The 22,115-nt window shown below is 71.9% G+C and carries 28 protein-coding genes and 1 pseudogene; 19 read left to right on the forward strand and 10 right to left on the reverse strand.

The window, feature by feature from the left end; translation table 11 throughout:
* The first annotated feature begins 8 nt into the window (after nucleotides 1–8).
* The 19 genes and pseudogenes from OG435_RS46350 (at nucleotide 9) to OG435_RS46435 (ending at nucleotide 13,671) form a co-directional block, all read left to right on the forward strand.
* Nucleotides 9–707 (forward strand): VWA domain-containing protein, encoded by a 699-nt coding sequence (locus OG435_RS46350; protein WP_266887524.1) that lies wholly within the window; start codon nucleotides 9–11, stop codon nucleotides 705–707.
* Nucleotides 708–864: 157 nt separating this feature from the next.
* A complete protein-coding gene (locus OG435_RS46355; protein WP_266887526.1) occupies nucleotides 865–1,647 on the forward strand; it encodes a GntR family transcriptional regulator in 783 nt (260 codons plus the stop codon).
* Between the two features lie 413 nt (nucleotides 1,648–2,060).
* A pseudogene (locus tag OG435_RS50870) lies at nucleotides 2,061–2,174 on the forward strand (zinc finger domain-containing protein); the annotation flags it as partial.
* A 72-nt stretch (nucleotides 2,175–2,246) separates the two neighbouring features.
* Nucleotides 2,247–2,651, forward strand: a complete 405-nt coding sequence (locus OG435_RS46360; RefSeq protein ID WP_266887528.1) for a hypothetical protein — start codon at nucleotides 2,247–2,249, stop codon at nucleotides 2,649–2,651.
* Nucleotides 2,652–2,686: 35 nt separating this feature from the next.
* Nucleotides 2,687–2,974, forward strand: coding sequence for a hypothetical protein (locus tag OG435_RS46365; RefSeq protein WP_266887530.1), 288 nt, complete (start codon nucleotides 2,687–2,689; stop codon nucleotides 2,972–2,974).
* Between the two features lie 278 nt (nucleotides 2,975–3,252).
* The gene (locus OG435_RS46370; protein WP_266887532.1) at nucleotides 3,253–4,122 is read left to right on the forward strand and encodes a hypothetical protein; all 870 of its coding nucleotides are present in this window, start codon (nucleotides 3,253–3,255) and stop codon (nucleotides 4,120–4,122) included.
* A 240-nt stretch (nucleotides 4,123–4,362) separates the two neighbouring features.
* Nucleotides 4,363–5,265: an AAA family ATPase gene (locus tag OG435_RS46375; protein WP_266887534.1), complete on the forward strand. Its 903-nt coding sequence runs from the start codon at nucleotides 4,363–4,365 to the stop codon at nucleotides 5,263–5,265.
* A 155-nt stretch (nucleotides 5,266–5,420) separates the two neighbouring features.
* Nucleotides 5,421–6,116, forward strand: coding sequence for a hypothetical protein (locus OG435_RS46380; RefSeq protein WP_266887536.1), 696 nt, complete (start codon nucleotides 5,421–5,423; stop codon nucleotides 6,114–6,116).
* Nucleotides 6,116–6,418 (forward strand): hypothetical protein, encoded by a 303-nt coding sequence (locus OG435_RS46385; protein ID WP_266887538.1) that lies wholly within the window; start codon nucleotides 6,116–6,118, stop codon nucleotides 6,416–6,418. Before OG435_RS46380 ends, OG435_RS46385 begins: the two co-directional genes overlap by 1 nt.
* Nucleotides 6,419–6,439: 21 nt before the next feature.
* Nucleotides 6,440–6,739, forward strand: coding sequence for a hypothetical protein (locus OG435_RS46390; RefSeq protein WP_266887539.1), 300 nt, complete (start codon nucleotides 6,440–6,442; stop codon nucleotides 6,737–6,739).
* A gap of 202 nt (nucleotides 6,740–6,941) precedes the next feature.
* On the forward strand, nucleotides 6,942–7,394 hold the full coding sequence (locus OG435_RS46395; protein WP_266887541.1) for a hypothetical protein: 453 nt from the start codon (nucleotides 6,942–6,944) through the stop codon (nucleotides 7,392–7,394).
* Between the two features lie 18 nt (nucleotides 7,395–7,412).
* A complete protein-coding gene (locus OG435_RS46400) occupies nucleotides 7,413–7,877 on the forward strand; it encodes a hypothetical protein (RefSeq protein WP_266887543.1) in 465 nt (154 codons plus the stop codon).
* Between the two features lie 49 nt (nucleotides 7,878–7,926).
* Nucleotides 7,927–9,204 (forward strand): phosphoadenosine phosphosulfate reductase family protein, encoded by a 1,278-nt coding sequence (locus OG435_RS46405; RefSeq protein WP_266887545.1) that lies wholly within the window; start codon nucleotides 7,927–7,929, stop codon nucleotides 9,202–9,204.
* Between the two features lie 24 nt (nucleotides 9,205–9,228).
* Entirely contained in the window at nucleotides 9,229–9,399 is a 171-nt protein-coding gene (locus OG435_RS46410) for a hypothetical protein (protein ID WP_266887547.1), read from the forward strand.
* 57 nt (nucleotides 9,400–9,456) lie between these two features.
* Entirely contained in the window at nucleotides 9,457–9,918 is a 462-nt protein-coding gene (locus tag OG435_RS46415) for a hypothetical protein (RefSeq protein ID WP_266887550.1), read from the forward strand.
* Nucleotides 9,915–10,301, forward strand: a complete 387-nt coding sequence (locus OG435_RS46420) for a hypothetical protein (RefSeq protein ID WP_266887552.1) — start codon at nucleotides 9,915–9,917, stop codon at nucleotides 10,299–10,301. Before OG435_RS46415 ends, OG435_RS46420 begins: the two co-directional genes overlap by 4 nt.
* A 401-nt stretch (nucleotides 10,302–10,702) precedes the next feature.
* Nucleotides 10,703–11,263, forward strand: a complete 561-nt coding sequence (locus OG435_RS46425) for a hypothetical protein (RefSeq protein ID WP_266887554.1) — start codon at nucleotides 10,703–10,705, stop codon at nucleotides 11,261–11,263.
* Between the two features lie 85 nt (nucleotides 11,264–11,348).
* The gene (locus OG435_RS46430) at nucleotides 11,349–11,837 is read left to right on the forward strand and encodes a hypothetical protein (RefSeq protein WP_266887556.1); all 489 of its coding nucleotides are present in this window, start codon (nucleotides 11,349–11,351) and stop codon (nucleotides 11,835–11,837) included.
* 85 nt (nucleotides 11,838–11,922) lie between these two features.
* Nucleotides 11,923–13,671: a DUF6248 family natural product biosynthesis protein gene (locus OG435_RS46435; protein WP_266887558.1), complete on the forward strand. Its 1,749-nt coding sequence runs from the start codon at nucleotides 11,923–11,925 to the stop codon at nucleotides 13,669–13,671.
* A 16-nt stretch (nucleotides 13,672–13,687) separates the two neighbouring features.
* Here the strand turns inward: OG435_RS46435 and OG435_RS46440 are convergent, their stop codons facing one another.
* The 10 genes from OG435_RS46440 to OG435_RS46485 all read right to left on the reverse strand — a co-directional run bounded on the left by OG435_RS46440 (nucleotide 13,688) and on the right by OG435_RS46485 (nucleotide 22,090).
* Nucleotides 13,688–14,119 carry a GFA family protein gene (locus tag OG435_RS46440; protein WP_266887560.1) on the reverse strand — a complete coding sequence of 144 codons (432 nt, stop codon included), beginning with the start codon at nucleotides 14,117–14,119 and terminating at the stop codon, nucleotides 13,688–13,690.
* A gap of 252 nt (nucleotides 14,120–14,371) precedes the next feature.
* Nucleotides 14,372–14,926 carry an AAA family ATPase gene (locus OG435_RS46445; RefSeq protein ID WP_266887562.1) on the reverse strand — a complete coding sequence of 185 codons (555 nt, stop codon included), beginning with the start codon at nucleotides 14,924–14,926 and terminating at the stop codon, nucleotides 14,372–14,374.
* 121 nt (nucleotides 14,927–15,047) lie between these two features.
* Nucleotides 15,048–15,644, reverse strand: coding sequence for a hypothetical protein (locus OG435_RS46450; RefSeq protein ID WP_266887564.1), 597 nt, complete (start codon nucleotides 15,642–15,644; stop codon nucleotides 15,048–15,050).
* A 136-nt stretch (nucleotides 15,645–15,780) separates the two neighbouring features.
* Entirely contained in the window at nucleotides 15,781–17,175 is a 1,395-nt protein-coding gene (locus OG435_RS46455; protein ID WP_266887565.1) for an MFS transporter, read from the reverse strand.
* A gap of 353 nt (nucleotides 17,176–17,528) precedes the next feature.
* Nucleotides 17,529–18,782 carry a hypothetical protein gene (locus OG435_RS46460; RefSeq protein ID WP_266887567.1) on the reverse strand — a complete coding sequence of 418 codons (1,254 nt, stop codon included), beginning with the start codon at nucleotides 18,780–18,782 and terminating at the stop codon, nucleotides 17,529–17,531.
* Nucleotides 18,783–18,818: 36 nt separating this feature from the next.
* The gene (locus OG435_RS46465) at nucleotides 18,819–19,634 is read right to left on the reverse strand and encodes a hypothetical protein (protein WP_266887569.1); all 816 of its coding nucleotides are present in this window, start codon (nucleotides 19,632–19,634) and stop codon (nucleotides 18,819–18,821) included.
* Between the two features lie 103 nt (nucleotides 19,635–19,737).
* The gene (locus OG435_RS46470; RefSeq protein WP_266887571.1) at nucleotides 19,738–19,938 is read right to left on the reverse strand and encodes a hypothetical protein; all 201 of its coding nucleotides are present in this window, start codon (nucleotides 19,936–19,938) and stop codon (nucleotides 19,738–19,740) included.
* 15 nt (nucleotides 19,939–19,953) lie between these two features.
* The gene (locus tag OG435_RS46475) at nucleotides 19,954–20,712 is read right to left on the reverse strand and encodes an HNH endonuclease family protein (protein ID WP_266887573.1); all 759 of its coding nucleotides are present in this window, start codon (nucleotides 20,710–20,712) and stop codon (nucleotides 19,954–19,956) included.
* A 66-nt stretch (nucleotides 20,713–20,778) separates the two neighbouring features.
* Nucleotides 20,779–21,615, reverse strand: coding sequence for a tryptophan synthase subunit alpha (gene trpA, locus OG435_RS46480; RefSeq protein ID WP_266887575.1), 837 nt, complete (start codon nucleotides 21,613–21,615; stop codon nucleotides 20,779–20,781).
* Nucleotides 21,616–21,751: 136 nt separating this feature from the next.
* Complete coding sequence (locus OG435_RS46485) at nucleotides 21,752–22,090, reverse strand: SH3 domain-containing protein (protein WP_266887578.1); 339 nt, start codon at nucleotides 22,088–22,090, stop codon at nucleotides 21,752–21,754.
* Nucleotides 22,091–22,115: the final 25 nt, after the last annotated feature.

The following is a 22,115-nucleotide window of genomic DNA, read 5'->3' on the forward strand; positions in this document are numbered from 1 at the left end:
GATCTCCCGTGCTCAAGAAGTTCTTCGGCTCCTCCACCCCCGACGTACCGTCCGCTCCCGTTGCACGGCCGGCGCGGACGTCGGTCGCCGACCTCACCAAGAAGGCGGCACACAGCCTGCAGAAGTCCGGTCTCGCGGGCGAGCGCGCGGCCGTCTACCTCGTGCTGGACCGGTCCGGATCGATGCGCAAGTACTACTCGGACGGCACCGTGCAGTACCTGGCCGAGCGCGTCCTCGGGCTGTCGCGCACCCTCGACGACGACGGTTCGGTGCCGGTGACGTTCTTCTCCACGGACGTCGACGGAACCACGGTGGTCAGCGTCGACAACTACGAAGGCCGCATCGAGGAAGTACACCGCGGACTGGACCACATGGGCCGGACGAACTACGCCACGGCGATCCGCGCGGTGATGGCGCACCACCGGGCCTCCGGCGCCACCGCGCCGGCACTCGTCGTCTTCCAGACCGACGGCAACCCCGACGACCGCGCCGAGACGCTCGAGCTGATGCGCCAGGCGGTCGACCAGCACATGTTCTGGCTCTTCGTCTCCTTCGGGAAGAAGGTCGACTTCCTCCAGACGCTCGACCACCTCGGGCTGCCGGTGGACCACATCGGGCTGTTCCGGGCGGACGACCCCCACCGGATCGGTGACGAGGACCTCTACGACGGGATCACCTCTCAGTTCGTGCAGTGGCTGCGCGCCTGACCCCCAGTACCGCCCGCTGTCCCGAACGCCCCGGCCATGGCCGCGCGCCCAGCACGTTCCCCAGGGAACGGATCGCGGCCGCGGCCCGGCCGGGCCCGGCCGCGGGCGGCGTACTGCCCACCTCGACCGGCCCGCTCGCCCCTGGGGAACCCCGCACATGAACCTCTTCGGACCCAACCGCATCCGCCCCGGCCACCCCGACCAGCCCTGGGCCGTATGGCTCGTCCCCACCGACGAGATCATCGAACAGCCCCACCGCGACGCCGCCCTGGTGACCGCCGGCACCAAGAACGCCACCTTCGCCGAGCAGGCGCAGCGGGGCAGCGGCCGCGGGCAGCACGCCGTCGTGCTCCACCACGGCTTCGCCTGGCGGGGCGGGGACGACCGGGCCTCTCCGGGCCTGTCGCCCTTCGACCTCAAGGTCCACGCCAGCCTCGCGGAGCTGCTGCGTACCCAGATCCGGGAGGGGCACCTTCGGCCCGGTGAACGGCTGCCGCTGCAGCGGGAACTGGTGAAGCTGTACCGGGTGGGCTGGCGGACGGTGAAGGAGGCCGTGGACCTCCTGGTGGGCGAAGGCCTGCTGACCCGGGGAGCGGGGGGCGCCATCGTGGCCTCGCCGGCGGCCGAGCCGCTGCCGCTTCCCGGACTGGACCTGACGCCCCTTCCTCCGCCGGAGCCGCCGGCGTCCCCCGCCACTCACCGCGCCAAGCCCCGTCACCAGCAGCTGACGGAACTCCTGGAGAAGCTCATCGCCGACGGGGCGTTCCCGCCAGGGTCGAGAATGCCGTCCGCCCGCCAGATCGCCGAGCAGCGCGGATTCTCCCTGAGCAGCGCCTATTCGGCCCTGCGTGCGCTGAAGGTGCAGGGTCTGACGGCCTCCGGGCCCCACGGTCACACCGTCGTCGCGCAGGGATCCCGCACCGCGGGCGCCGGGGCCTGAGGCCGGCCCGATCCGGGTGTAGGTTCCCGTCAGCCGTGTCTTCACATATCGCTCTGAGCTGCGGTTTCATGTCCCGATCCTGTGGTCGTGTCACCTCCCCTGTCTCGGGGAACTGTCCATTTCCCCGGCCCCAGATGGCTATTCAGCAGGTCATGGATCGGGGGGAGACGAGATGCAGGACTCAAGGCCCGCCTCGGTCGGGTCGGTCATGCCGGGGCCGCCGGCGTGCGTCAACGACGGGCCGCAGCGCACTCGCACGATCGGGCGAAAACCCGCAGGCGTACGGAGCTGCTGCTCCTGGCCGCCGCGGAGCGCCACCATGCTGAGCACCACCACCCGACTCCAGCGGAAGGCTCCCTGGTGAGCAGCAAGAACCGGCGCAGGCTGACGTGAGCCGAGCTGTTGCCCCGGCCGTGCGGGAGAAGGCCCGCACCCGTACCTGTCCCGACTGCCAGGCCGCGCCGGGGGAGAAGTGCGCACCGGACCGGGCCGGACGCTCTCAGCTGCACGGGGGCCGGATCCAGGACGCCCGGCGCGCGATGGATCCCCTACCTCCGTTCCGAATCCTGCCGCCGGGTACGGACCAGGACCGACAGTTCATGCCGCTCGATCCCGACTCGGCCAACACCTTGGTGGTGTCCTTGCACCAAGACGTTCTCCGGGAGCTGTCCGCCTCCCCCTACGAGGCCACCGTTCTGCTGTGGCTGGCCCTGAAGCAGGCGGAGCTGCACCGGCCGGAGGAGCCGCCGGAGATCAGGAACTTCCAGTTGGGGTTTCTGCTCGCGCCGTCGTTCTTCCTGGCGCCCGGCGAGTTCATCGAAGCGGTGGACCGGCTCGAGGCCCGCGGCTTCGTCGAGCGGGTCGGCGCGCGGGGTGTGCGGATCAACCCCGTGGCGGTCCGTGTTGTTGAGCGCCGGGACCTGCCCGCCCGCCTCCTGATGCAGTGGAACGCGGCCAGAGCCACCTGGGCAGGCTCGCCGATGCCCACCTTTCCTTCCGCCTGACCCCAATGAGGGGGACGGGCTTCTACGCTGACGCGATGAAGCTGACTGTCCACGAGCGGGGCCTGCTGCGCGCCGTTTCCCAGGCGCCTGCCCCGACCGCGATGTCCACGTTCTTCCCCGCCCTCACCCAGGCTGTACTGCCCGAGGTGCATGCCCCGGAGGACGACCCGGTCCGCGTCGCCTGGGCAGACGAGCAGGTCGCGCTCTATGGGGCCTCGGTCTCCCTCTGGCAGAAGAATCTGGTGCGGGTCGTCCACCCGGCGAACGGCGAGCGGCCGGACCTGGTCGAGGCCACGGACGAAGGACGTACCGCGCTGGTCTGAGCAGCTGCTCGAAAGCCCGTCACCGGATGCTCACCCGTGATGGCAGCCGGAGGGGGCCTGTACACGAAGAGGCGAAGTACCAGCGCTGAATGCGTGAATCCCACGGCCATGTCGAAATGGACATCGGGATGACATCGCCGCGCGGAATGATGACACGCGGTTCGGGACCCGACACCGCGCCGTGCGGGAACTCGCCGAGCACGACCCATTACGCGACGCGCATAACTTGCCGTAGTCTCGTACGCGGATTCAGTTATCGGCAACGAAAGGAGTGTGGCGTGGCCCGCGAACGCTACTACGCACAAGAGGCCCGCGAGATCCTCGGCTACCAGTCGGCGGAGGCCTTCGAGCAGGCCCTGGAGAACAGCCACGTCCCGCCGGCCGACGGAGAGGACGAGGAGCTCGGTCCGTTCTGGTTCATCGAGAGCCTCGGCCGGGACGAGACGCTCAGCCTGGGCGAGATCGCCAAGCTAGCCGGCGTGAACCGGGCGACGCCGCAGAAGTGGCACCGCTCCCCGACCGGGAAGGCGGCCCGCGGCTACGAGAAGGCGACCCCGCACCCGATGCGGTCGGTCGCCGAGGCGATGGGCGTTCCCGCGCCGGAGGCGGACGAGGCGCGCCCGCGGTACCCCCGCCGGGTCGTGGTCGGGTTCCTCAAGGCCATCGGGTACATGGACGCGCGCGGCCAGCTAGTCGAGGAGATCCAGAACAAGGGACCCGGGCGCTGGGTGCCGGTCAAGCCGACCATCGACCCGCACCCGGTGAAGGACGCCGAAGCGCTGGACCCGAAGACGAAGAAGCCTCTGACCGTGGACCCGCTGACCCGGGGCCGGCTCCGGCACTACGCGCCTCACGCCTCCGCGGTGCTCGGGTACAAGGACGTCGGCGTCTTCGAGCAGTCGCTGAACAAGGGCCGCGTGCCCAAGGCCGACGGGTACGACGAGCTGCAGCGCCCGTACTGGTGGCTCGAGACCCTTGAGGGGCACAAGGCCGACGCCGCTGACCGCAAGGAGAAGCGGCAGGCCGGCCCGGAGCCCGACGGCTACACGACGGAGGGCCAGCCGTTCCGTCTGCTGCCCGAGGACAACTACTACGCGAAGAAGGCTGCCGAGCCCGCCGCGAGCGAGGCGAAGAACGACGCCGAATAGGCGCGAAACAGGCTCTGACCTGCCCTTTTAGCTCAGATTCGTGGTATAGTTATACGCGTCAGAGGGTGTTGGTCCCGGAACCGGGCGCCTCACGGCCCGGACCGGGACCGCTCCCTTTTCATCCATCAAGGTGCCCCGGAGGACTCTTTGACGGACACCATCACGACGCACCCGCCGGACCACGAAACCCGACCCGACACGCGGCCCCTGCGCCACCCCCTGTACCCGTTCGATCCCGCGGTGCGCACGCAGACCCGCGGACGGATCGCTCTCGGCGGGCCGAGCGGATCAGGGCACACGTTCACCGCGCTGGCGATCGCCGCCGGACTCGGCAGCTCCACCGCGGTCATCGAAGCCGTGCACGGCCACGCGTCCCAGTACGCCGACCTCTTCGACTTTGACGTCTGCCCGCCGCTCTCCTACTGCTCCCCCGAGTCCCTCGTCGCCGCCCTGGCCACCTGCGCCGCACTCGGCTACGGCACCGTCGTCATCGACTCGTTCTCCCTCTTCTGGGCCGGACCGGGCGGCATCCTCGAACAGGTCGACGACGCGGCCAAGCGCGGCTCCGGCGGCGGCAACAACGCGGGATGGAAGGAAGTGCGCCCCCGCGAACGCAGGATGCTCGACGCGCTCTTCGCCTATCCCGGCGACGTCGTGGTGACGCTGCGCTCCACCATGGAGTACGTCCTGGAGCCCGACGAGCAGGGCCGCAAGCACCCCCGCCGCGTCGGCGGCAAGCCCGTGGCCAGGGAGGGCATCGAGTACGAGTTCAACTTCGTCGCCTCGCTGGACACCGACCACACCCTCGTGGTCAACAAGGCGCTCTCGCCCGGCCTCGCGGGCACCGTCGTGCACCGGCCCGGCCGGGAGTTCGGCGCGCAGATCCGGGCCTGGCTCGACGAGGGCGCCCCGCAGAGCCCGACCGAACCGGTCGCGTCCCTCATCGCACGCGCGCGCCGACCCGAGGCCACGTTCGACGAGCTCGGCGCGCTGATGCGCACTGTCCGCGCCCGCTTCCTCGAAGACGTCCAGATCGCCGACGACGACGGTGAGACACCGATCGACCTGGGTGTCTACATCACCCGGCGCGGCAGCGCCCTGCAGGCCACCCAGGCGCAGGACAACGCCGCCTACCGCTCCTGAACCGGCGCGGCGGCCGCACACCCGGCCGCCGCGCCCCACCACCCCCAGGCTCCGCCCCACCCGCTCGACGCCCTCACGGAGGACTCATGCACATCGCGCTCCTAGCGGCCCACCTAGGCCGCGCACCACCCCGCCCCCGATCACCAGGAGCCCGTGTGACCCCCTCTTCCACCGAGCCGCGCACCGTCGTTCACCAGATCCTCGCCGAGTACCGCGAGATGGCCGCCCGCCACCGCATCGCCCTCAACGCGTTCAGCGACGTCGAGGGCGTCATGGAAGGCGAGTGGGACGACTACGAGGAAACCCGCCGCGTGCAGGCGCTGGAGGCCGACGAGAAGCTCGACGGCTTCATCGACCGGCTCACCGAGGCCTTCGGGCTTCCCCAGGACCGGCCCGTTGCCGTACTCGGCGCCAACGGCGCCCAGTTCGACGTCACGCCCGGCCAGCTCGACGACACCGCCCGCGACGCGTTCAACAACGGGCAGTGCCACGCCCTCGCCCGCGCTCTCGCTCAGGAGACCGGCTGGCAGACGGCCGCGTTCATCGACCCCGAGTGCGACGACGACTACGACAACTGCGGCCTCGGCAACCACGTCGCGGACGGCGTGTGCATCTGCCAGATCGCCCACGTCGTCGCGGTGCGGCCCGACGGCCACCTCGTCGACATCGACGGCGCCACCGACCCGCAGCTCGTCCACGACAGCCCCCTGTACGACCTGACGCCCATGACGGACGCCATGTGGCGCATGATCGAGTCCTCTCCCGCCTGGCGGGAGGCGGACACGGCCGTCGCGCGGACCTTCGTGCAGCCCCTCCTCGCCACGCTCAACACGGCGGAGGTGGCCGCCTGATGGCCCGCCGTATCGCCGCCGCCCTCCGGGACCGCCTCGTGCGCCTCCTGATCTCCGTCACCGACCGCGCCGCGGCCCGCTCCCGCGTCCCCAACCCGATGGCGGGCATGCGGGTCGTCCTCACCCAGCTCGCCGACCAGGACCTCTCCGGCGGCGACATGATCGAGGAACTCAACTGGCGCTTGGGCGCGCTCGGCTTCACCTGGCCCGACGGCCTCTGCGACGACTGCAACGGCCCCCTGACCACCGACGAGTCCGGCCTGTGCACGGCCTGCTCCCCCTGCCCGTCCGCGCTCGCCTAACCGAACACCAGAAGGAGAACGATGCCGACCACCTACGGGCTGACCGACACCCAGAAGCGGGAGAGGCGTGCCGCCGGGTGCGACTCGTACGCCTACACCAACCGGCGCGGCGCGTGCCCCGGGGCCGCCACCAGGCTGCTGACCGTCACGTTCGCCGAGCGCCGCACCCAGCGGATGCGGCTGTGCGACCACCACGCCGCCGGTGTGCACGAGGACCTGGCCGACCCTCTGTTCGCGTACCTCCGCCACACCGGGGTCTCCGAAGCCCCGATCGGCCCTCCCGGCCCCCAGCCCGGACCCGCGCGTACGACGGACCGCTGACCCCTTCCCGGCCGCTCCCGAGTGACGCCGCAGCGCAGAGCGCCCCCGGCCGGCCAACGTGAGGGCGGGTTCCACCCCATCAATATTGACGCGTATAACTTGCCTCCGTGCCTCATTGGCGGTAAACTTATACGCATAGAAGGGGGTTCGGGCCCGCCCTCAACGCGTACGTGCAACCAGGAGGACACCCATTACCGACACCGTGGTCGAGCAGGTTCTCAAGGCCGCAACCGAGCAGCAGGAGGACGTCGTACGCGAGGTCTTCCGCGCGGCCGGCCTGCTGTGGCAGTGCAAGGGGCGCGACTGCCTCTTCGACAACTCCCCCTCACAGCAGCTGTGCACCGAGTGCGGGCGCCAGCGCAACGGACGCCGCGTCGACGACGACGTCCCCGTCTCCGCTCACCCGGACGACTTCGAGAACCTCCGCGCGCAGCTCAAGAAGTACTTCCGCCGCACCGGCACGAGCCTGCCCGACGCGGTGACCTTCGAGCTCAACTTCGCGAACGAGTGGCGCTGTGACGATGCCACCTTCCACTTCGGCGCCCGCACCGAGACCCACGACTTCGACGATGACGACGAGGTGGGCACGGCCCTCGACGGCCTCGGCCGGGCCTGGGACGGCGGCGAGGACCTGCGCGTCGCCCTGTACCGCTGACCCCCGGGAGTACCGACCATGACCACCTCCACGACGGCCGGCCCCCGCGTGCCGGCGCCGACCAGTCACCAGCGCGAATGGATGCTCACCGCGCTGCGCCATCCCGACCGGGAGCTCCCCGCAGGGGTCAGCTCCCGCTCGCTGGTCCTCATGCGTGAGCGCAAGTGGATCGAGCCCCTCCCGGTCAGGCCCGGCACGTCCGGCCCCTGGGACCGGCTCACCAGCCGGGGCAACCTCGCCCTGCTGAGCATTCCCAAGGCCAACGCCCTGATGAGCGTGCTGACCTCTCCCGAAGAGGGCCGGATCGACGCCAACACCTCGGCGCGGACGATGAGCTCCCTCGTGCGCGAAGGCCTCGTCACGATGCTCCCCGAGGGCGGCACGCAGGCCACGGGCGAGGAACAGCACGCCTACATCACCAACCTCGGCCGCCGGCTCGTCGGTCTGCCCGAGGTGGACGAGAATCCCGCCCCCCAGTCCTGACCCCCACCGGGCGCCGCCGCCGGCCCCATCCACCTCTCGAGGACCTGCCGTGGACATCACCACCCGCCTGCACCTGCTGGAGCTCATCCGGCTCGGCGAAGCCGCCGACGCCGCGCACCGCTCTGCCGGCAACGCCGTGCGCAAGGCCACCGCCGAACGGCGCCGCGCCCTGGCCGAACTGCGCCGCCGGCGCCGCCAGCTCGACGACGACGCCGCCGAGCGCACGGACACCGAACGGGCCCTTCGCGATGCCGAGGACGCCGTCGAGCAGTGCGAGAGGCGCAGGAGCGCCGGCGCGGCGAAGTGGCAGCGCACGTTCACGGGAACCCGTCGGGCCGACGCCCGGCTCGGCGAGCAGGTGGCCTGCCGTGCCGGCCGGCACGGATCGGCTGAGCCGCGCAGGAGGGCCGGGCGCGCCCGGCTGGCCGCCGACATCCTGGGCGAGTTCCTCGCCATGCCACTGGAGCTCGTCGAGACGGCCCACGCCATCCTCGTGCAGAGCAGCGCTGGCAAGGACTCGGTGGTCATGCTGCACCGCGTGGTGCAGTGGGCGAAGGCAGCCGGCTGTCTGGACAAGGTTGTCGTCGTGCACGCCGACATCGGTGAGGAAGCGGAGTGGCCCGGCGTCCGGGAGCTCGCGCAGCAGCAGGCCGAGCGCTACGGACTGCGCTTCGTCGTCGTCAAGGCCGACATCGGGTTCCTCGGGATGGTCGAGCGGCGCGGGCTGTGGCCCGACGCCCAGAACCGGCTGTGCACCTCCACCCTCAAGCGCGACGAGGCCGCCAAGTTCTTCACCCAGATCGTCGACGAACTCGGCCTCAGCGAGCAGGCGGTCATCCTCAACTGCTTGGGGATCCGGGCCGCCGAGTCGCCCTCACGCCGCAAGAAGCACGAGCTGGCCATCGATCACCGTGCCAGCAACGGGCGGCGTCTCGTTCTGACATGGCACCCGGTGTTCCACCTCTCGGAAACCGAAATCTGGCAGGAGATCACGGACGCCGCGCTCGCCTACCACCCCGTCTACGACACCCTTATCCCCCGCCTCAGCTGCATCTTCTGCGTCCTGGCGGGATTCGACGTCCTCGTACGGGCCGTACGGCTGTGCTGGGTTCTCGGCCTCCCCACGCCCCAGACGTACCTCGACCTCGAGTCCCGGATCGGCCACCGCTTCAAGGACAAGTTCAGCCTCGCCGAGGTCGTTGAGGAAGCCGCCCGTCGCGAGCAGGCCGAAGGCCCCCTGATCTGGCGCCGGGGCGACGCGATCCGTCACTACCTCGGGGACGACGCCGCCACCGCCTACCTGACGCATCTGGCACTCGCCGCCTGAAGGGCGCATCCGAAGGAGTCCACCATGCCCAGCACGACGCCCCCGAGCGCCTGCCGGCACTGCGGCATCGACCACCACGAGCACATGCAGCGGTGGACCAGCGCCGCTGGCTGGCACCAGTGGACCCAGCCCACCCAGCAGCAGGTCAAGCAGCGCATGACGGTGCGACGCAAGGGCCGCACCACGTCCCGCTGACCCGCCCCGCCGCCTCAAGTCACCCCGCACCCATGCCCCCTGCCGGAAGGCTCGTGAATGACCCTCGCCCTCGCCCCCGCACCGGCCCCCACGCCGGGCGCCCTGCTCCCGCTCGTCGGCACCTCGGACTTCGACGCCGAACTGGGCCGGCTCCTCGACACGCTCGACGCGGCGCAGCTGTTCGCCGTCGAGTCGATGTGCCTCCGGCGCCAGAGCGCGAAGTACACGGCACGGCTGCTCACCGTGCTGCGCCGGCGCGCCCGCCAGATCGTCGCCGAGGGAGAGACCGACTCGCGCTGGCCGGTCGTGGCCGTCACCTTCGGCACCTGGGACTGGGACAACGGCATCTTCTGGAAGGAGTACGAGGTCGCGCTCCGGCACCTGGACGGGACGGTCAGCCGCGTCGACCTCGGCTACGACGACGTCTCCGGGCTGCTCGCCGACCTTGCCGGGACCGACCGGCCTGACCACGGCGACCGCCTGACCGTCGACCTGCGCACCGGAACCGTCCTCCAGTGACGGCACACCTCCCCGCGCAGCCCTCCCCTTCCGCCCGGCCGGTGCCACCCGCCTGGGGTGCGCGCGGGCGCCGGCGTACGACCACGGTGCGCTTCGGAAGCGCCCATCTGCGCGTACGGGTGAAGGACGGCCAGGTGCTGTGGTTCGTCCGCGACGTCGGCTCCGCCGTCGGCTTCCGCCCGCCGCCCACGGCTTCCGCTGTCCCCAAGGTCCTGATGGCCACCGCTGAGCTGTGGTCCCTGATGGCGGCGAGCGGGTACCAGCCGCCCGCCGCGTTCTCCGCCTGGGCCGCCGAAGTGGTCCAGCAACTGGTCCGCCCCCGTACCGCCGTCGCGCTGCGCGCTGTTGCGGCAGCTCCCCCGGGCTCGCGCGGCCCGGTCTGACCCTCTCCCCGCCTCCTGCGTCCCGCACCCAGACCCCCACCAAGCCGTGCGTCCGCCGTGGCAGGGACGTAGGTCGCCCAGGAGGTTCCGGTCGAGCCGATGGGGGCGTCCGCGGCCGTCGAGGTCGAAGGGGGCGCCGCCGAGATAGCCGCGTCTGCTGCGCCCAGGTGTGGCCGGAGCGCCCACCCTGGCGAGCATGACGCGTAAAACTTGACATCATGTCCCTATGCGGGTAAATTAGTGATTGTTGGCGTGCGGGGCAGACGCCTCACCGGCCGCCATCAACCAGCCGGGCCCAGTCGTGATCACCACCTTCCGACCCCGCTTCCTGCGCCGGAGGCGACTTTGAAGACCGCCCTCCCCGTGACCCGTTTCCAACGATCGAAGGAGAACCCCGCGAGATGTACGACGAGAAGAACACGGTGGCTGTCGATGTCCGGGCGCTCGTGGTCGGCGGTCACACCACCTTCGCCGACGTGGCCGCCGAAGAGCTGCTGCACCTGGAGGAGGACACCCTCGGGATGAAGGCCGGCCTGTGGTACACCGACGGCGGGACGTACACCCTGGGCGCCCGCCAGGGCCGCCTGCGCGACCTGGCACCGGTGACGGACGAAGAGGCGGCCGAGCTCGTCGTCGACGGGGCCCCGATCCACGATGCCCGCCTGGCCCAGGACTGGACCTGCGCATTTCCCGCCCTGGTGGTCGGTCTCAGCCTGGGCGAACTCCGCGCGGCGCTCGCGAATATCGACCTCCCCGACGAGGCGATCGTCGCGATCCGTTCGGCCGAATTCCCCCGCCAGGGCGCCGGATCGCCCGCTTCCCCTCGCGTGGAGGCCGGTTACTACCGGCCGGACCCGGCCCGTGCCTCGTCCGGCGAGGCCTTCGGCGGCCCGATCGACTCCGACGAGGACGGAACGATCCCCGCGCACCTTCCCGCACTGGTCCTCCGCCCTACGCACTGACCCCGTCGGCCTCCCCCCACCTGCACGACCGCAGGGTCCGGACCTGCCTCCCGCCTCGGCCCGCGGACCACGAAGGAGATACCTGATGACCAGCACACCGCGATCCGGCAGCCGTACGACGACCGCAACCTGCCGGACGACCACCCGCCCTCGCCTCACCGCCGACGGCACAGCCGAAGCGGCTTCCCAGTCCGATGCCCCCCACACCGGGCAGGCCGCGACGGACCCGGACTCCCTCGTTCGCGAACTCGCAGACCTGCGAGGACGGTTCGAGGACGGCTACACCGCCGAGGACGTGCGGGCTGTCTTCGGGCGGATCAGCGACGCGGGCGGACCGTACCTGGTCTGCCTCTGGGACTACGCCGACGAATTCGGGTTCGGCGGTAACTCCGAGTTCTTCGCCGAGGACGACGCCGGGAACTTCTTCGAGGTCACGCCGGACATCCACCGCTGGCTCAGTGGGGAGCAGGAGGTGCCCGGAGCAGTGAGCACCTGGGTGTGCTCGCCCGTCACGAAGCCGTTCACGTTCGCAGTCAGCGACGACTTCCACAACTACGCGCGCTCCGGCAGCTGACCGGCCCCGCACCCGGCCTGGGGGCGCCCTCACCTACGCACCCGGGCAGCACGTAGTGAACCACTTCGACCGTTGGAGGGATCCCATGTCCGAGAACAGCGTCACCGCGGGTCGCAGGACCCTGCCGGCGCAGGTGTACGTCGAGGCCGCCGCGCGGGCCGCCGGCCTCGCGGTCGCTGCGGCCGACACCGCGATGCACGCCGTGTCCCGCGCGGTGGCACGCGAGGCCTCGCAGCTGGAGGTCGCGATGCACGCGGCCCACCACGAGGCGCAGGAGGCCGAGCGGTTCGCCCGGTGGGCCGGCGAATGGGAGGCCGACGGAATATCGGTGGCCACCCTTGCGAACTACGCCGCGCGAGCGGTCGACGCGGCCGTACGCGCCCAGGCCGCGGCGGGCACCGAGACGACCGCGGCGCCGCTGCGAGCGGAGCTGGAGCGCCCACTCACCGAGCAGGAGCGCGCTGAGAAGGAACGCGCCGCCCGGCGGGAGAAGGCTTGCGAGGAGGATGAGGCCCGGGCCGCCACCGGCATGGACGCCGACAACCGCAATCAGACCTTCATGAACCGCCATTTCGCCGAGCAGTACGTCTCGGAACTCGGGTGGACAGCCGGGCACGTACGGGTGATGGAGTCCGCCGCGACCGGCCGCCTGTACTGGCGCAACGGCCAGGCCCGCCAGGCCCCGAAGCAGGATGTTCTGGACGGCGGCCGCCGACTCAGCCGCGTGCGGACACGGGCTCTGCACGCCGCCCGCTTCCTCACCGCCGTCCGCCGGGAAAGCGGCGCCCGTCTGCTCATCCTCAGCCCGCAGGGACGGGTCGCTCTGGAGCTGGCCCGCCTGTACCCGCAGGGTCTGTACGCCGACGACCGGAGCGCGTACGAGGCCCGGTACGCCCGCTGCGCCCGGTCGTGGATGTCCAGCGACGGGAAGAAGGACGCCGCACGGCACCTTCCGCCCCTCGACCTCAGTGCGCTGCGGGCGTACCGGCGGCCGGTGACGCTGGCTGAGCAGGAGGCCCGCGCGCAGACGGAGGCGGACGGCCGGTGGGAGGACGATGGAGGCCCGTGCCCCGGCGTCCCCACGCCTCGCCCGGCCTCCATCGTTCCCGGCCCCGATTCGGCGGACGGGTTCCTCGTCGATCCCGCGCCCGCGGCGGCCACCGCGGAACTGCCGGACGCGCGGGTACCGGAGGCCGAACGGACCCTCCCTCGCCCCCGACCCCGCGCGCGGGCTGACGCTGGGCAGCGGGACCGGAGCGCCGTCTCCCCTTCCGTTATCCGCCGTCCGCAGCGCACGCTCACCGCCGAAGAGAAGCGTCGCGTGTGGGACATGGCGCTACTGAACCTGCACGGCGCCCTGATCATGGGCATCACCGATCCGGTGCCGAACCCCTCCGCGATGACCGAGGAGGAAGGCGCGTGGGTGCGCGAGCATGCGTGGCCCGGCTATTTCCACGAGATCGAACGCAAGTACGCTTTCGGATTCGCGCGCTGGGCCATGTGCGAGCGGGGTACCTGTTGGAACTGCCTGGCCGGCAGGTGCGACCGGTGCGTCCACCGGCAGCGGGGCGGACCGCACGTCGACAACAACACCGACTGGGTTCACGGCCTCCGGGGCCGCTGCGTCGCCAAGGTCATCGTCCGGCCCGGTGGTGAGCCGTGCGTCTGGTGGTGCCGCTGCCCCTGCTCCAAGAACGCCGCGGCGCCCGCCGCGCAGCCGTCAGCGGGCCCGGTGCGCGAGCCGGACGACGCCGCGGGCCTCGCGCCGGCCCCCGAGGCCGCGTTGGACGCCGACGCCCCGAAGGCGCGCGAGAGGCAGCAGGCTCTGTTCTGACGGCGGCCTCGCGGGGTCAGCACACGGGGCTGTTCTGGGTGTCGGGGACCTGGGCCAGCCAGTGCACGGCGTCGCCGCGGAAGGACTGGTTGACGGGGACGAGGTCGGCTCCGCTGGTGTCGTCCAGGGCCGTGACGACGATGCCGAGCTCGGGGACGTCGCTGTCGATCGCCGCGAGACGGCTGCCGCAGCTCGGGCAGAAGCCCCGATGGGCCTCGCCCTCGAACGTGGTGAACCAGGTCGGTTCGACGCCGTTGGTCCAGGTGACGTCCTCGGGGACGAAGCCGGCCCACCACATCATCGGCCCGCCGCCGAGCTTCTTGCAGTGCCGGCAGCTGCAGGTGTGCGGGTAGACAGCCTCGCCCTTGACGGTGAAGCGGACCCGCCCGCACAGGCATCCGCCCGCGCGCTCCTGGACTGCGGCGACGACGTCGGGGGTGGCGTTCATCAGTTCATCTCCCGTGCACGGTCAGCTAGTTGAGCCCGACAGTGTGCCATCCCCGCGGTGATCGTCAGGGGCGGCGACGGCGCCGCGCCCTGGATCCCGAACTGCAGCAGCGTGTGCAGCAGACTCCCGGCGCCACCGGCGACCAGCGACGAGAATTCGTGCGGCCGGGCGGGACGGCTTGTCCAGACCGTTGCGGCCCGAACGAGTCCGCATCGGCGGCATCGCGGACCAGACGGGATTCCCCGCCGCTGCTCACGGGCGGCGCAGGATGGCGAGCGCCTGGTCGGCGACCTGGCCGGGGCTGAGCGCACTGGTGTCGATCACCTCGGCGCTCCTCCTCAGCCAGGCCGCATACGCCTGCTCGTAGTCAGCGAGTTTGCGGCGCCGGAACGCGCGGACCCGCTCGCTGCGCTCCTCGCTGTCGGGGAACTCCATGCTCGTCTCGATCCTGGCCCTGACGGTGTCGGAGTGGGCGTGCAGGAGAAGGTGGTGCATGTTGACGCCCGCCCGCTGGAGTAGCCCGAAGATCTCGTCGGCGTACTCGCGACGCAGCAGCGTCATCGGCGCGATGACCGGGCCCCCCGCCGTGTGGCGGTCCATCTCGGTACAGACGCCGGCGACCAGGGTGCGCCACATCGGGTAGTCCTGGAAGTCCCTCTGTCGGCTGGGGTGGTCGGCGAGGCTCTTGCGCAGCAGGAAGCCGACGTCTTCCGGGTCGATCATGACGCTGCCCTCGAGCTGCTGGTGGAGCAACGCGGCATTGGTGCTCTTGCCGCCGCCGAAGGGCCCGTTGATCCAGATGAGCATGTTCGTCTCCTCCGTGTCCGGCGGCAGGGGAGACGGCGCTGACCGTGGCTGTCGGGGTCGGAACGCCGGCCGCTGTTCGCGGGCATGGTCCCACGCCGGGTGGAGGCGGGCGGCCAGTCCCTCACGCCCGGCGCCGGCGGGCGCCCGCTTCCCACTCCTGCCAGGCCGTGTACTCCTGTCGTACGTACGCCCGCCATCCGCCGGGTGCCTGCCACTCCGAGCAGGAGGGGCTGAAGGGCCCCTCGACGTGGACCTGGCCGAGGTCGAGATCGAGGTGGAGAAGCAGGGCCGCGCTCTCCACAGCAGCGGATGTCGCGGCCTCCGCCTCCTTGGGGGTGACCAGGTTGCAGTACAGGGCGAGTTCCATCTCCCGGGCCGCTCGATCGAGGTAGGCGGCCTGGCGCAGGTAGAACAGCCGGTAGCCGCCGCTGTCGACGGCGCGGCCGCTGTTCGCCTTGGCGGCTCGTGCGCGCGTGTTGATGCCCTCGGCCCACAGGCCCAGGACGAGCTCCTCCTCGGCGAGGTCGGGGGCAGTGCCGTAGGCCTGGTGGTAGTCCGGGGCGGGGAACTCCGGTGTTTCGAAGGCCTGCCAGAGGTGGCCGCAGCGGGTGCAGGTGAAGGCGGTGAGGGCGGCCGGCGAGTGGATCGGCCCGGTGAAGTGCGGCTCGATCCGGTCGAGGGCGCACTGCGGGCAGAGGATCGGGTGCTGGGTGGTCATCGTGTCCCCTTGTCCTGTCGTGGTGAGGGCGGGTCCGGGATGGTCGTTGTTGAGGTGAGGGGGCCGGAAACGAAGATGGCCCCGGCCACATGGGGTGTGGTCGGGGCCATCGGGGTGCGTGCCGGCGTCGCGCCGATCACTCGCTCGGTGCGACGGCTTCCGTGCGGCGGGTCGGCTCGTCGGCGGGCTGCGGGGTCTCGCGGGTCCCGGCTCCGGTGGCGGGCGGCGTCGGGGCGGGGGCCGGCCAGGGCACGTTGGCGAAGTTCGCGGTCACGGGTTCCTCCAGGGGCTCGGTTGTGGTCGGGGCGGGATGGGGGCGCATGGTCCGGGCGAGGGGGTAGCAAGCGGCGACGGCGGTCACCGCGCTGGCTGCGAGGATCGAGGCGACCAGCGGGCGCCCGCCGGCATCGAGCGCGAGCGCGATCCCGAGGGGCGGCAGGGAGGCAAGTGCGGTGGCTCCGCTGACGATCGCCTGGTAGCGGCCGGTCGCTCCGGGCGGTGCGGCGCTGGAGATGTAGGCGCCGAGCGCGACGCTGTAGCAGATCTCCCCCGGGACCAAGAGAACGGCCGCGACGGCGTAGCCGATCACGGTGTGCTGGAAGGCGGCCACGGTCATGCCGAGTCCGAGGATCGCCGAGCCGGTCGCGAGGACGGGGACGAACGGGAACCGGATGGTGTCGCCGCGCCCGACCAGCAGCCGCATCAGGGGCGGTGTCAGGACCAGGACCGCGACCGTGTTGGCGACCATGGCGACGCCGTAGCTCGTCGTCGGGAGATGATCGCTCGTCATCAGGAGCGGGAGGACCGAGACCAGGCCCCAGGCGCAGATCATCGAGCAGACGGCGACCACGGTGATCCAGCGCAGGGTGGGGTCGGCCAGGATCTGCCGGTAGCTGACCGCCTGTTCCTCGTCTTCCTTCTTGGCCCGCGGTGCCAGAGTGCGACGGGCGACGACGGCGAAGCCGAGGCAGACGATGCCGTTGACGACGAACAGGAGCCGGTAGCCGTGATGGTGGGCGAGGTAGCCGCCGACGCCGCCGCACACGGCGATGCCGACGTTGGCCGACCAGTAGAGCCAGGCCTGGGCCCGGGTGCGCCCGGCCTCCGAGGAGATGGTGTCGTTGATGGCGGCCGATACCGCGGGCCGGTGGGCCTCCATGGTCAGCCCCAGGCACAGGGCGACGGCAAGGAGTGCGGGCAGTGAGGTGGCCAGGGTGAGAGCGAAGCAGGCGAGAGCCGACACGATCATCAGGGCCGTCAGGGCGGTGCGCTGTCCCAGGCGGTCGGTGAGTACGCCGGCGGAGGCCTGACCGAGGCACCAGCCGACGCCGAAGACGGTCAGCGCGGCGCCGGCGGCGGTGGTGCCGTGGCCGGAGCCGGACACCCCGGTGGCGACGTAGTAGCCGAGGAAGTCCCAGCAGAATCCACCGGCCTTCACGACCAGGGAGCTCCCGATCAGGATCCATACGACTGAGCGGGCGGTACGCACGGATGGGACGGCGTCGGTTGCGGGTGCGTGTGCGGTGGCCATGCAGCGTCTCCCTGCAGGCCCGGCCTGCGGTCGTCGTGTGGGGGGGGACAGCCCGAAGGCGGCCGTCCCAGGGGCGCGGCCGCCTTCGGTGTGAGGTTGTTCGCGCTTACGCGGGGCGCGAACGGTGGGGACGCTGGCGGTGCGGTCGGTCGGAGCTGTTGCGGCAGGGGCGCATGGGCTTCTCCTCTTCGGTGGTGCCGTCACCCCGGGGTGACGGGCTGAAACTGACGGTAGGTGCAGGTCAGAGGCGCGGGCGTCGTTTCGGTGCACCCCGGACAAGGTCCGGCATTCAACTATGTCCGGGGTGCGTGGTTCGCCCACGGGAGCCGCGGCCGCCGGGCCTGGCGACCGGGTCACGCCCGTTCCGCTCCGCAGGACGCGGGCTTCTCCCCGTCGCCTGGAAGGGCGGCGTACGGTGCCTGCTCGGCGTGCCTGCCGGCGCCGCCCGGGCTGCTGCGGGCCTGCTCCGCGATGCCGGCCGCGGTCTGCCGTCCGACGTCGGGATGGTGGGCGGTGAGCCAGCCGAGAAGCTGCTCGACGGGCTCGGAAAGCCCGTTGCCGGCGGCGAGGTCGGCGCGGGCTGCGTCGGTGACCAGCGCGGCCAGGGCCTGGGTGGGGACCGTGTCGTGCAGGCGGATCGCGGCGAGGTGAGCGAGGTCGGCAGCCACCTCGTGGACGGCGTCGGGGGAACGGTGTCGCAGCACCCACCGGCTACGGCGGCCGGGGTGGCGCCACAGGGCGGCGAAAAAGAGCTGGTCGAGGTGGGCCCGCAGTCCCTCCGCTCCGGCCGGCAGGGTGTCGGCCCGCCGCGTCCGGCCGGCGCCGTGGTCGCCGGGGGCGGGCCGCAGACGCTGTGCGGCCCAGTCGTGGGCGACGGGGCGGGACCACAACGGCCGCCCGCCGACGACGGCCTGGGGCTGCGGAACCCGGCACAGACCGCGGGAGTTGTAGGCGCGCAGCGTGGAGGAGCTGATGCCGGCGATGGCCGCGAAGCCGGGGGTGCCGACGAGTTGGCCGCCGGCCAGTTCCGGCGCGGTGAGCGTCACGACGCAGTCCCCCAGGTCCGGCCTGCGGGGTGACCGGCTGCGCCCGGCTGCCCAGCGGGCCAGGTCGTGCGCCCAGTTCGCCGGGTCGGGCCGTTCTGCTGAGAGGGAGACGGTGGTGTACTCGCGGCCGAGAGCGGCGTCCGGTCCGGTCTCGCGGAGCAGGTCGGCGGCGGAGACGGTGACCGCTTGGGGGACACGGTGCCGTTCGAAGGCGCCGGCGGTGTCGTCCCAGAGCTGAGCGGGCCTGAACCAGGCGGTGCCGTCCCATGCGTAGCCACCTGCGCGGGTGAGCAGCGGCGGGTCGTCCTCCCAGTCGATCCACCCGGATCCGCTGCCGTTCTCGTAGAGGAGCACCGTCCGGCCGAACTGCGGATGGACGCGCACGATCCACGTGACGTCGTCGCGGTGCTGGTCGGACAGTTCCAACGGTCCTGCGGAGACGGCGTGCGGGTCCGACAGGATGCCACGGAGGTCGGTGTCGGCGACGAAGGGAAGGCCCGGCACGGGGTGGTCGGTGCTGGTGCCGTTCGCGAGGGGCGCGGTAGTGGGGCAGGTGGTCATCGCTGCAGTCCTTCGGGCGCTCGGGGAGTGGAAGGTTCAGGCCGTGCGGCGGGAGGGCGCGGTGGGGGTGGCCGCGCGGCGCAGCAGGACGGCGAACTCCTGGGTGCGCAGGGGGTCCTGGAAGAGGTGGTCGGGGCCGGTGATGCTGAGGACGGCGGTGAGGTGGCGGCCGTGGAGTACGGGGGTGGCCAGCGTGCAGATGCCCGGACAGCGGCGCAGCGCGATCCGGTTGGAGTGGATGGCTTCGCGGGTGGCCGCCGGCAGGATCAGGGATCGGTCCTCGGCGTCGATGGCGAGGTCTGCGGGGAGGTAGGCCAGGGCTGTGCGCCCGGCAGCCGTGTGGCGGGGGTCGGTCTGCTGGGCGGCGGCCGCGCGGAGCTCCGGTTGTGGGCACAGCAGGTCGACGAGGTCGAGGTGGAGGCCCAGGCCCGGGCGGCAGCGGGGTTCGTGCCATGCCACGGCGAGGCCGGTTTCCGCCTGGAGGTGCTGCAGGACGCCGCGGACGCGGGGCGTGGTCGACGCGGTGGTGACCGGCGCGGTGAGCAGGGCCGGATCAGGGGTGAGCCGGTAGGTGCCGCGGCGGGTGCCGTGTTCGACGAGGTCCTCCAGGGCTGCGGCCTTGAGGAGCTTCGCGGCGTGCGACGGCTGCAGTTCGGCGACGCGGGCGATGTCGGCGAGCTGGTGCTCGGTGTGGGCGCCGAGGCTCAGCAGCGCGCGAAGGACACGGAAGCCGCGGCCAGCGGACTGCGGCGGCTGACGGCCGTCCGCCACGGCGGCGAGCACCTGGGGAACGGTGGGCGGCGACCACGCCGGAGAGGAGGGGTTGCGGGGCGGGACGGAGAGGCTGGACATGCGGCTCCCATGGGGGTTGGGCGCGGTGAGACTCCAGAGGTCGGTGTATCGGGGTGGGAGCCGCCACCGCGGCTGCGGCTCCCTCTGCGGGTGCGCGGGCGGGTCAGGCGCCGCCGGGGCGGCGTGGGAACTCACCCGGGCCCGGCTCGTCGTCGGGGTCCTCACCGACCGGAGCAGACGCTCGCTCGTCGGGCTCGACGAACAGGTTCTTCCACTCGGGCTTGGGCGACAGGGGCGCGGGACGGGGGCGGCGGACGGGCGGCTCGCTCCGGCCGGGCGGGATGCGGCGCTGCTGCGGGTGCACGGCGGTCCCCTTTCTCTACGGGAGGTTCGGCAGGGCGACGCCCTGCGTGGTGGCGGCGGGCAACGGTTCGTCGGGGCAGGTGGCGAGCACCTGACTCATCGCGTTCCTCTCGGGCGCGGTGACCGACAGCTGGTACTTGGTCTTGACGGCGATCTGGCGGGCCACGTACCGGCAGTGGAAGGCGCGGTCCGGCGGCAGCCAGGTGTCGGCGTCCCTGTCGGACTTGGAGGCGTTCGACGGCCCGTCCACGGCCAGCAGGTTCAGCGGGTCGTTGCTGAGGGCTTCACGCTGGGGCTGGGTGAGCTGTCGGGCGCCCGCGCGCCAGCTCGCGCCCAGCGCCACGGCGTGATCGATCTGAACCCTTGCGCTCTGCGGGCCGCGCACGAAGCGCAGTTGCCGCCCGGTGTAGGGGTCCTTGAGCGTTCCGGTAGCGACCACGCACGTCGAGGTCCCCTTGAAGGTGAGCTCGTGCAGGTCGCGGCGGAGTACGTCGTTGCGGGTGTCGCAGTGGTTTCCCGATCCGGGAGCGCTGGTGTCGTCCGACCAGGCCGGGCCGAACCCGGCTTCGCGGTCGTAGCCGGCCATCGGTGCGGGGGCACGCACGGCCAGGCGGATGAGCGCGGCCCGGGCGCTGCCGTCCGGCCCGGAGGCCAGGGCCGGCGCCTTGGCGTCGTCGGCGGCCTCGATTCCGGCGAGGGCGGAGCAGCCGCTCAGGGTAACGGCGAGGAGGAGGGTGGCGACGGCGGGGCCGGCGCCTCGGATGCGGTGGTTCAACTCGGCTGTCCCTCTGTCAGGTTCGTGCGGCGGCCCGGTGTGAGAGAGCCGCGCCGCTGGTGTCGGTCACGCGGTGAGGGTGCGCGCGGCGGTCGGCGTGCGCAGAGCCTTCGCGAAGGCCCTGAGCACGCCGAGCGCCCCGTCAAGGCCGGCGGCTCCGCTGGCCTGCAGGAGCGGGCGGATGAGCGGGGACCCGATCACTACGGCGTCGACGTACGGAGCGACGATCGCGGCTCGCTCGGGGGTACTGATGCCGATGCCTCCGACCACGGGCAGGGAGCTGATCGACCGCAGCCGGCGGGTGAAGCCGTCCAGGGCGGCCAGGTCAAGTTCGCCCTGGAAGCCGGTGGGCGCGACCGCAGCGGGGGCGTACACCCACCCCGAGGCGGCGTCCGCGATGCGGGCCAGCTGTGTGTCGTCGGCACTGCGGGGGGCGAACTGCGGGGTGTGGATGCCTGCTGCGTGGGCGGCCGCGAGCCAGCCGTCCGCCTCGGAGACGGGGAGGTCGGGGATCATCGCGCCTGCGGCGCCGGCCTGGGCCAGGTCCTGGGCGAACCGTTCGACACCGAAGTCCAGGACCGGGGACCAGTAGCTCATGGCGACGACGGGTGCGCTGGTGGTGGATGCGGCGAGGCGGATGGTGGAGAAGACGTGGGCCATGCGGGCGCCCTGGCCCAGGGCCTGGGCGTACGCCTCTTTGATGTCCGGCCCGTCGAGCGTCGGCGTGTGGTGCGGGACGCCGACTTCCAGGAAGTCGGCACCGTTGCGGGTGAACGCGCGCAGGGTGTCGAGGCCGCCCGTCCAGTTGGGGAACCCGGCCGGCAGGAAGGCGCCGAGCGCGGGGCGGTGACGGTGGGCGAGCAGGGCCGTCAACGCGGTCGCGGCAGGGGTCAGGGAAGTCATGGCAGGGCGCGCCTTTCGCAGGGCGAGGGGTGGTGTGGGGGGCCGCGATCCCGCGGTGGGTGAACCCTGCGCGGAGACAGGAGGGGGCCGCCGGGGGTCCGGCCGCCGACGGGCGGCGGCCGGAGCCGAGCCGGAGCTATCCGGCGAGGTGGAACTTGATCATGTCCTGGCGGATCCAGCCCGTGGTGCCGGCCTTCAGCCCGCCCTTGGAGCGCTTGGTGAGCTTGGCCTTGTACCAGGACCCGCTCTTGCAGTAGAGGGCCAGCTGGTCCTTGTTGTAGACGAGTCCCTTGCTCGCGTACGAAGTCGACGGTCCGCTGCGGAAGTTGATGCCGTTGCCGTCGACTTCGGCGCCCTGGTCGTAGGTGGAGCAGTCGCTGCCTGCGGCGGACGCGGCCGGCGCCAGGACGGCGGCGCCGCCGGTCAGGAGGGAGACGGACAGGGCGACGGTGGCGAGTTTCTTCAGTGCGGCCATGGCGTTCGAGGTCCCTTCGGGTAGG

This window comes from Streptomyces sp. NBC_01264 (genome assembly GCF_026340675.1).
Lineage (GTDB): Bacteria > Actinomycetota > Actinomycetes > Streptomycetales > Streptomycetaceae > Streptomyces.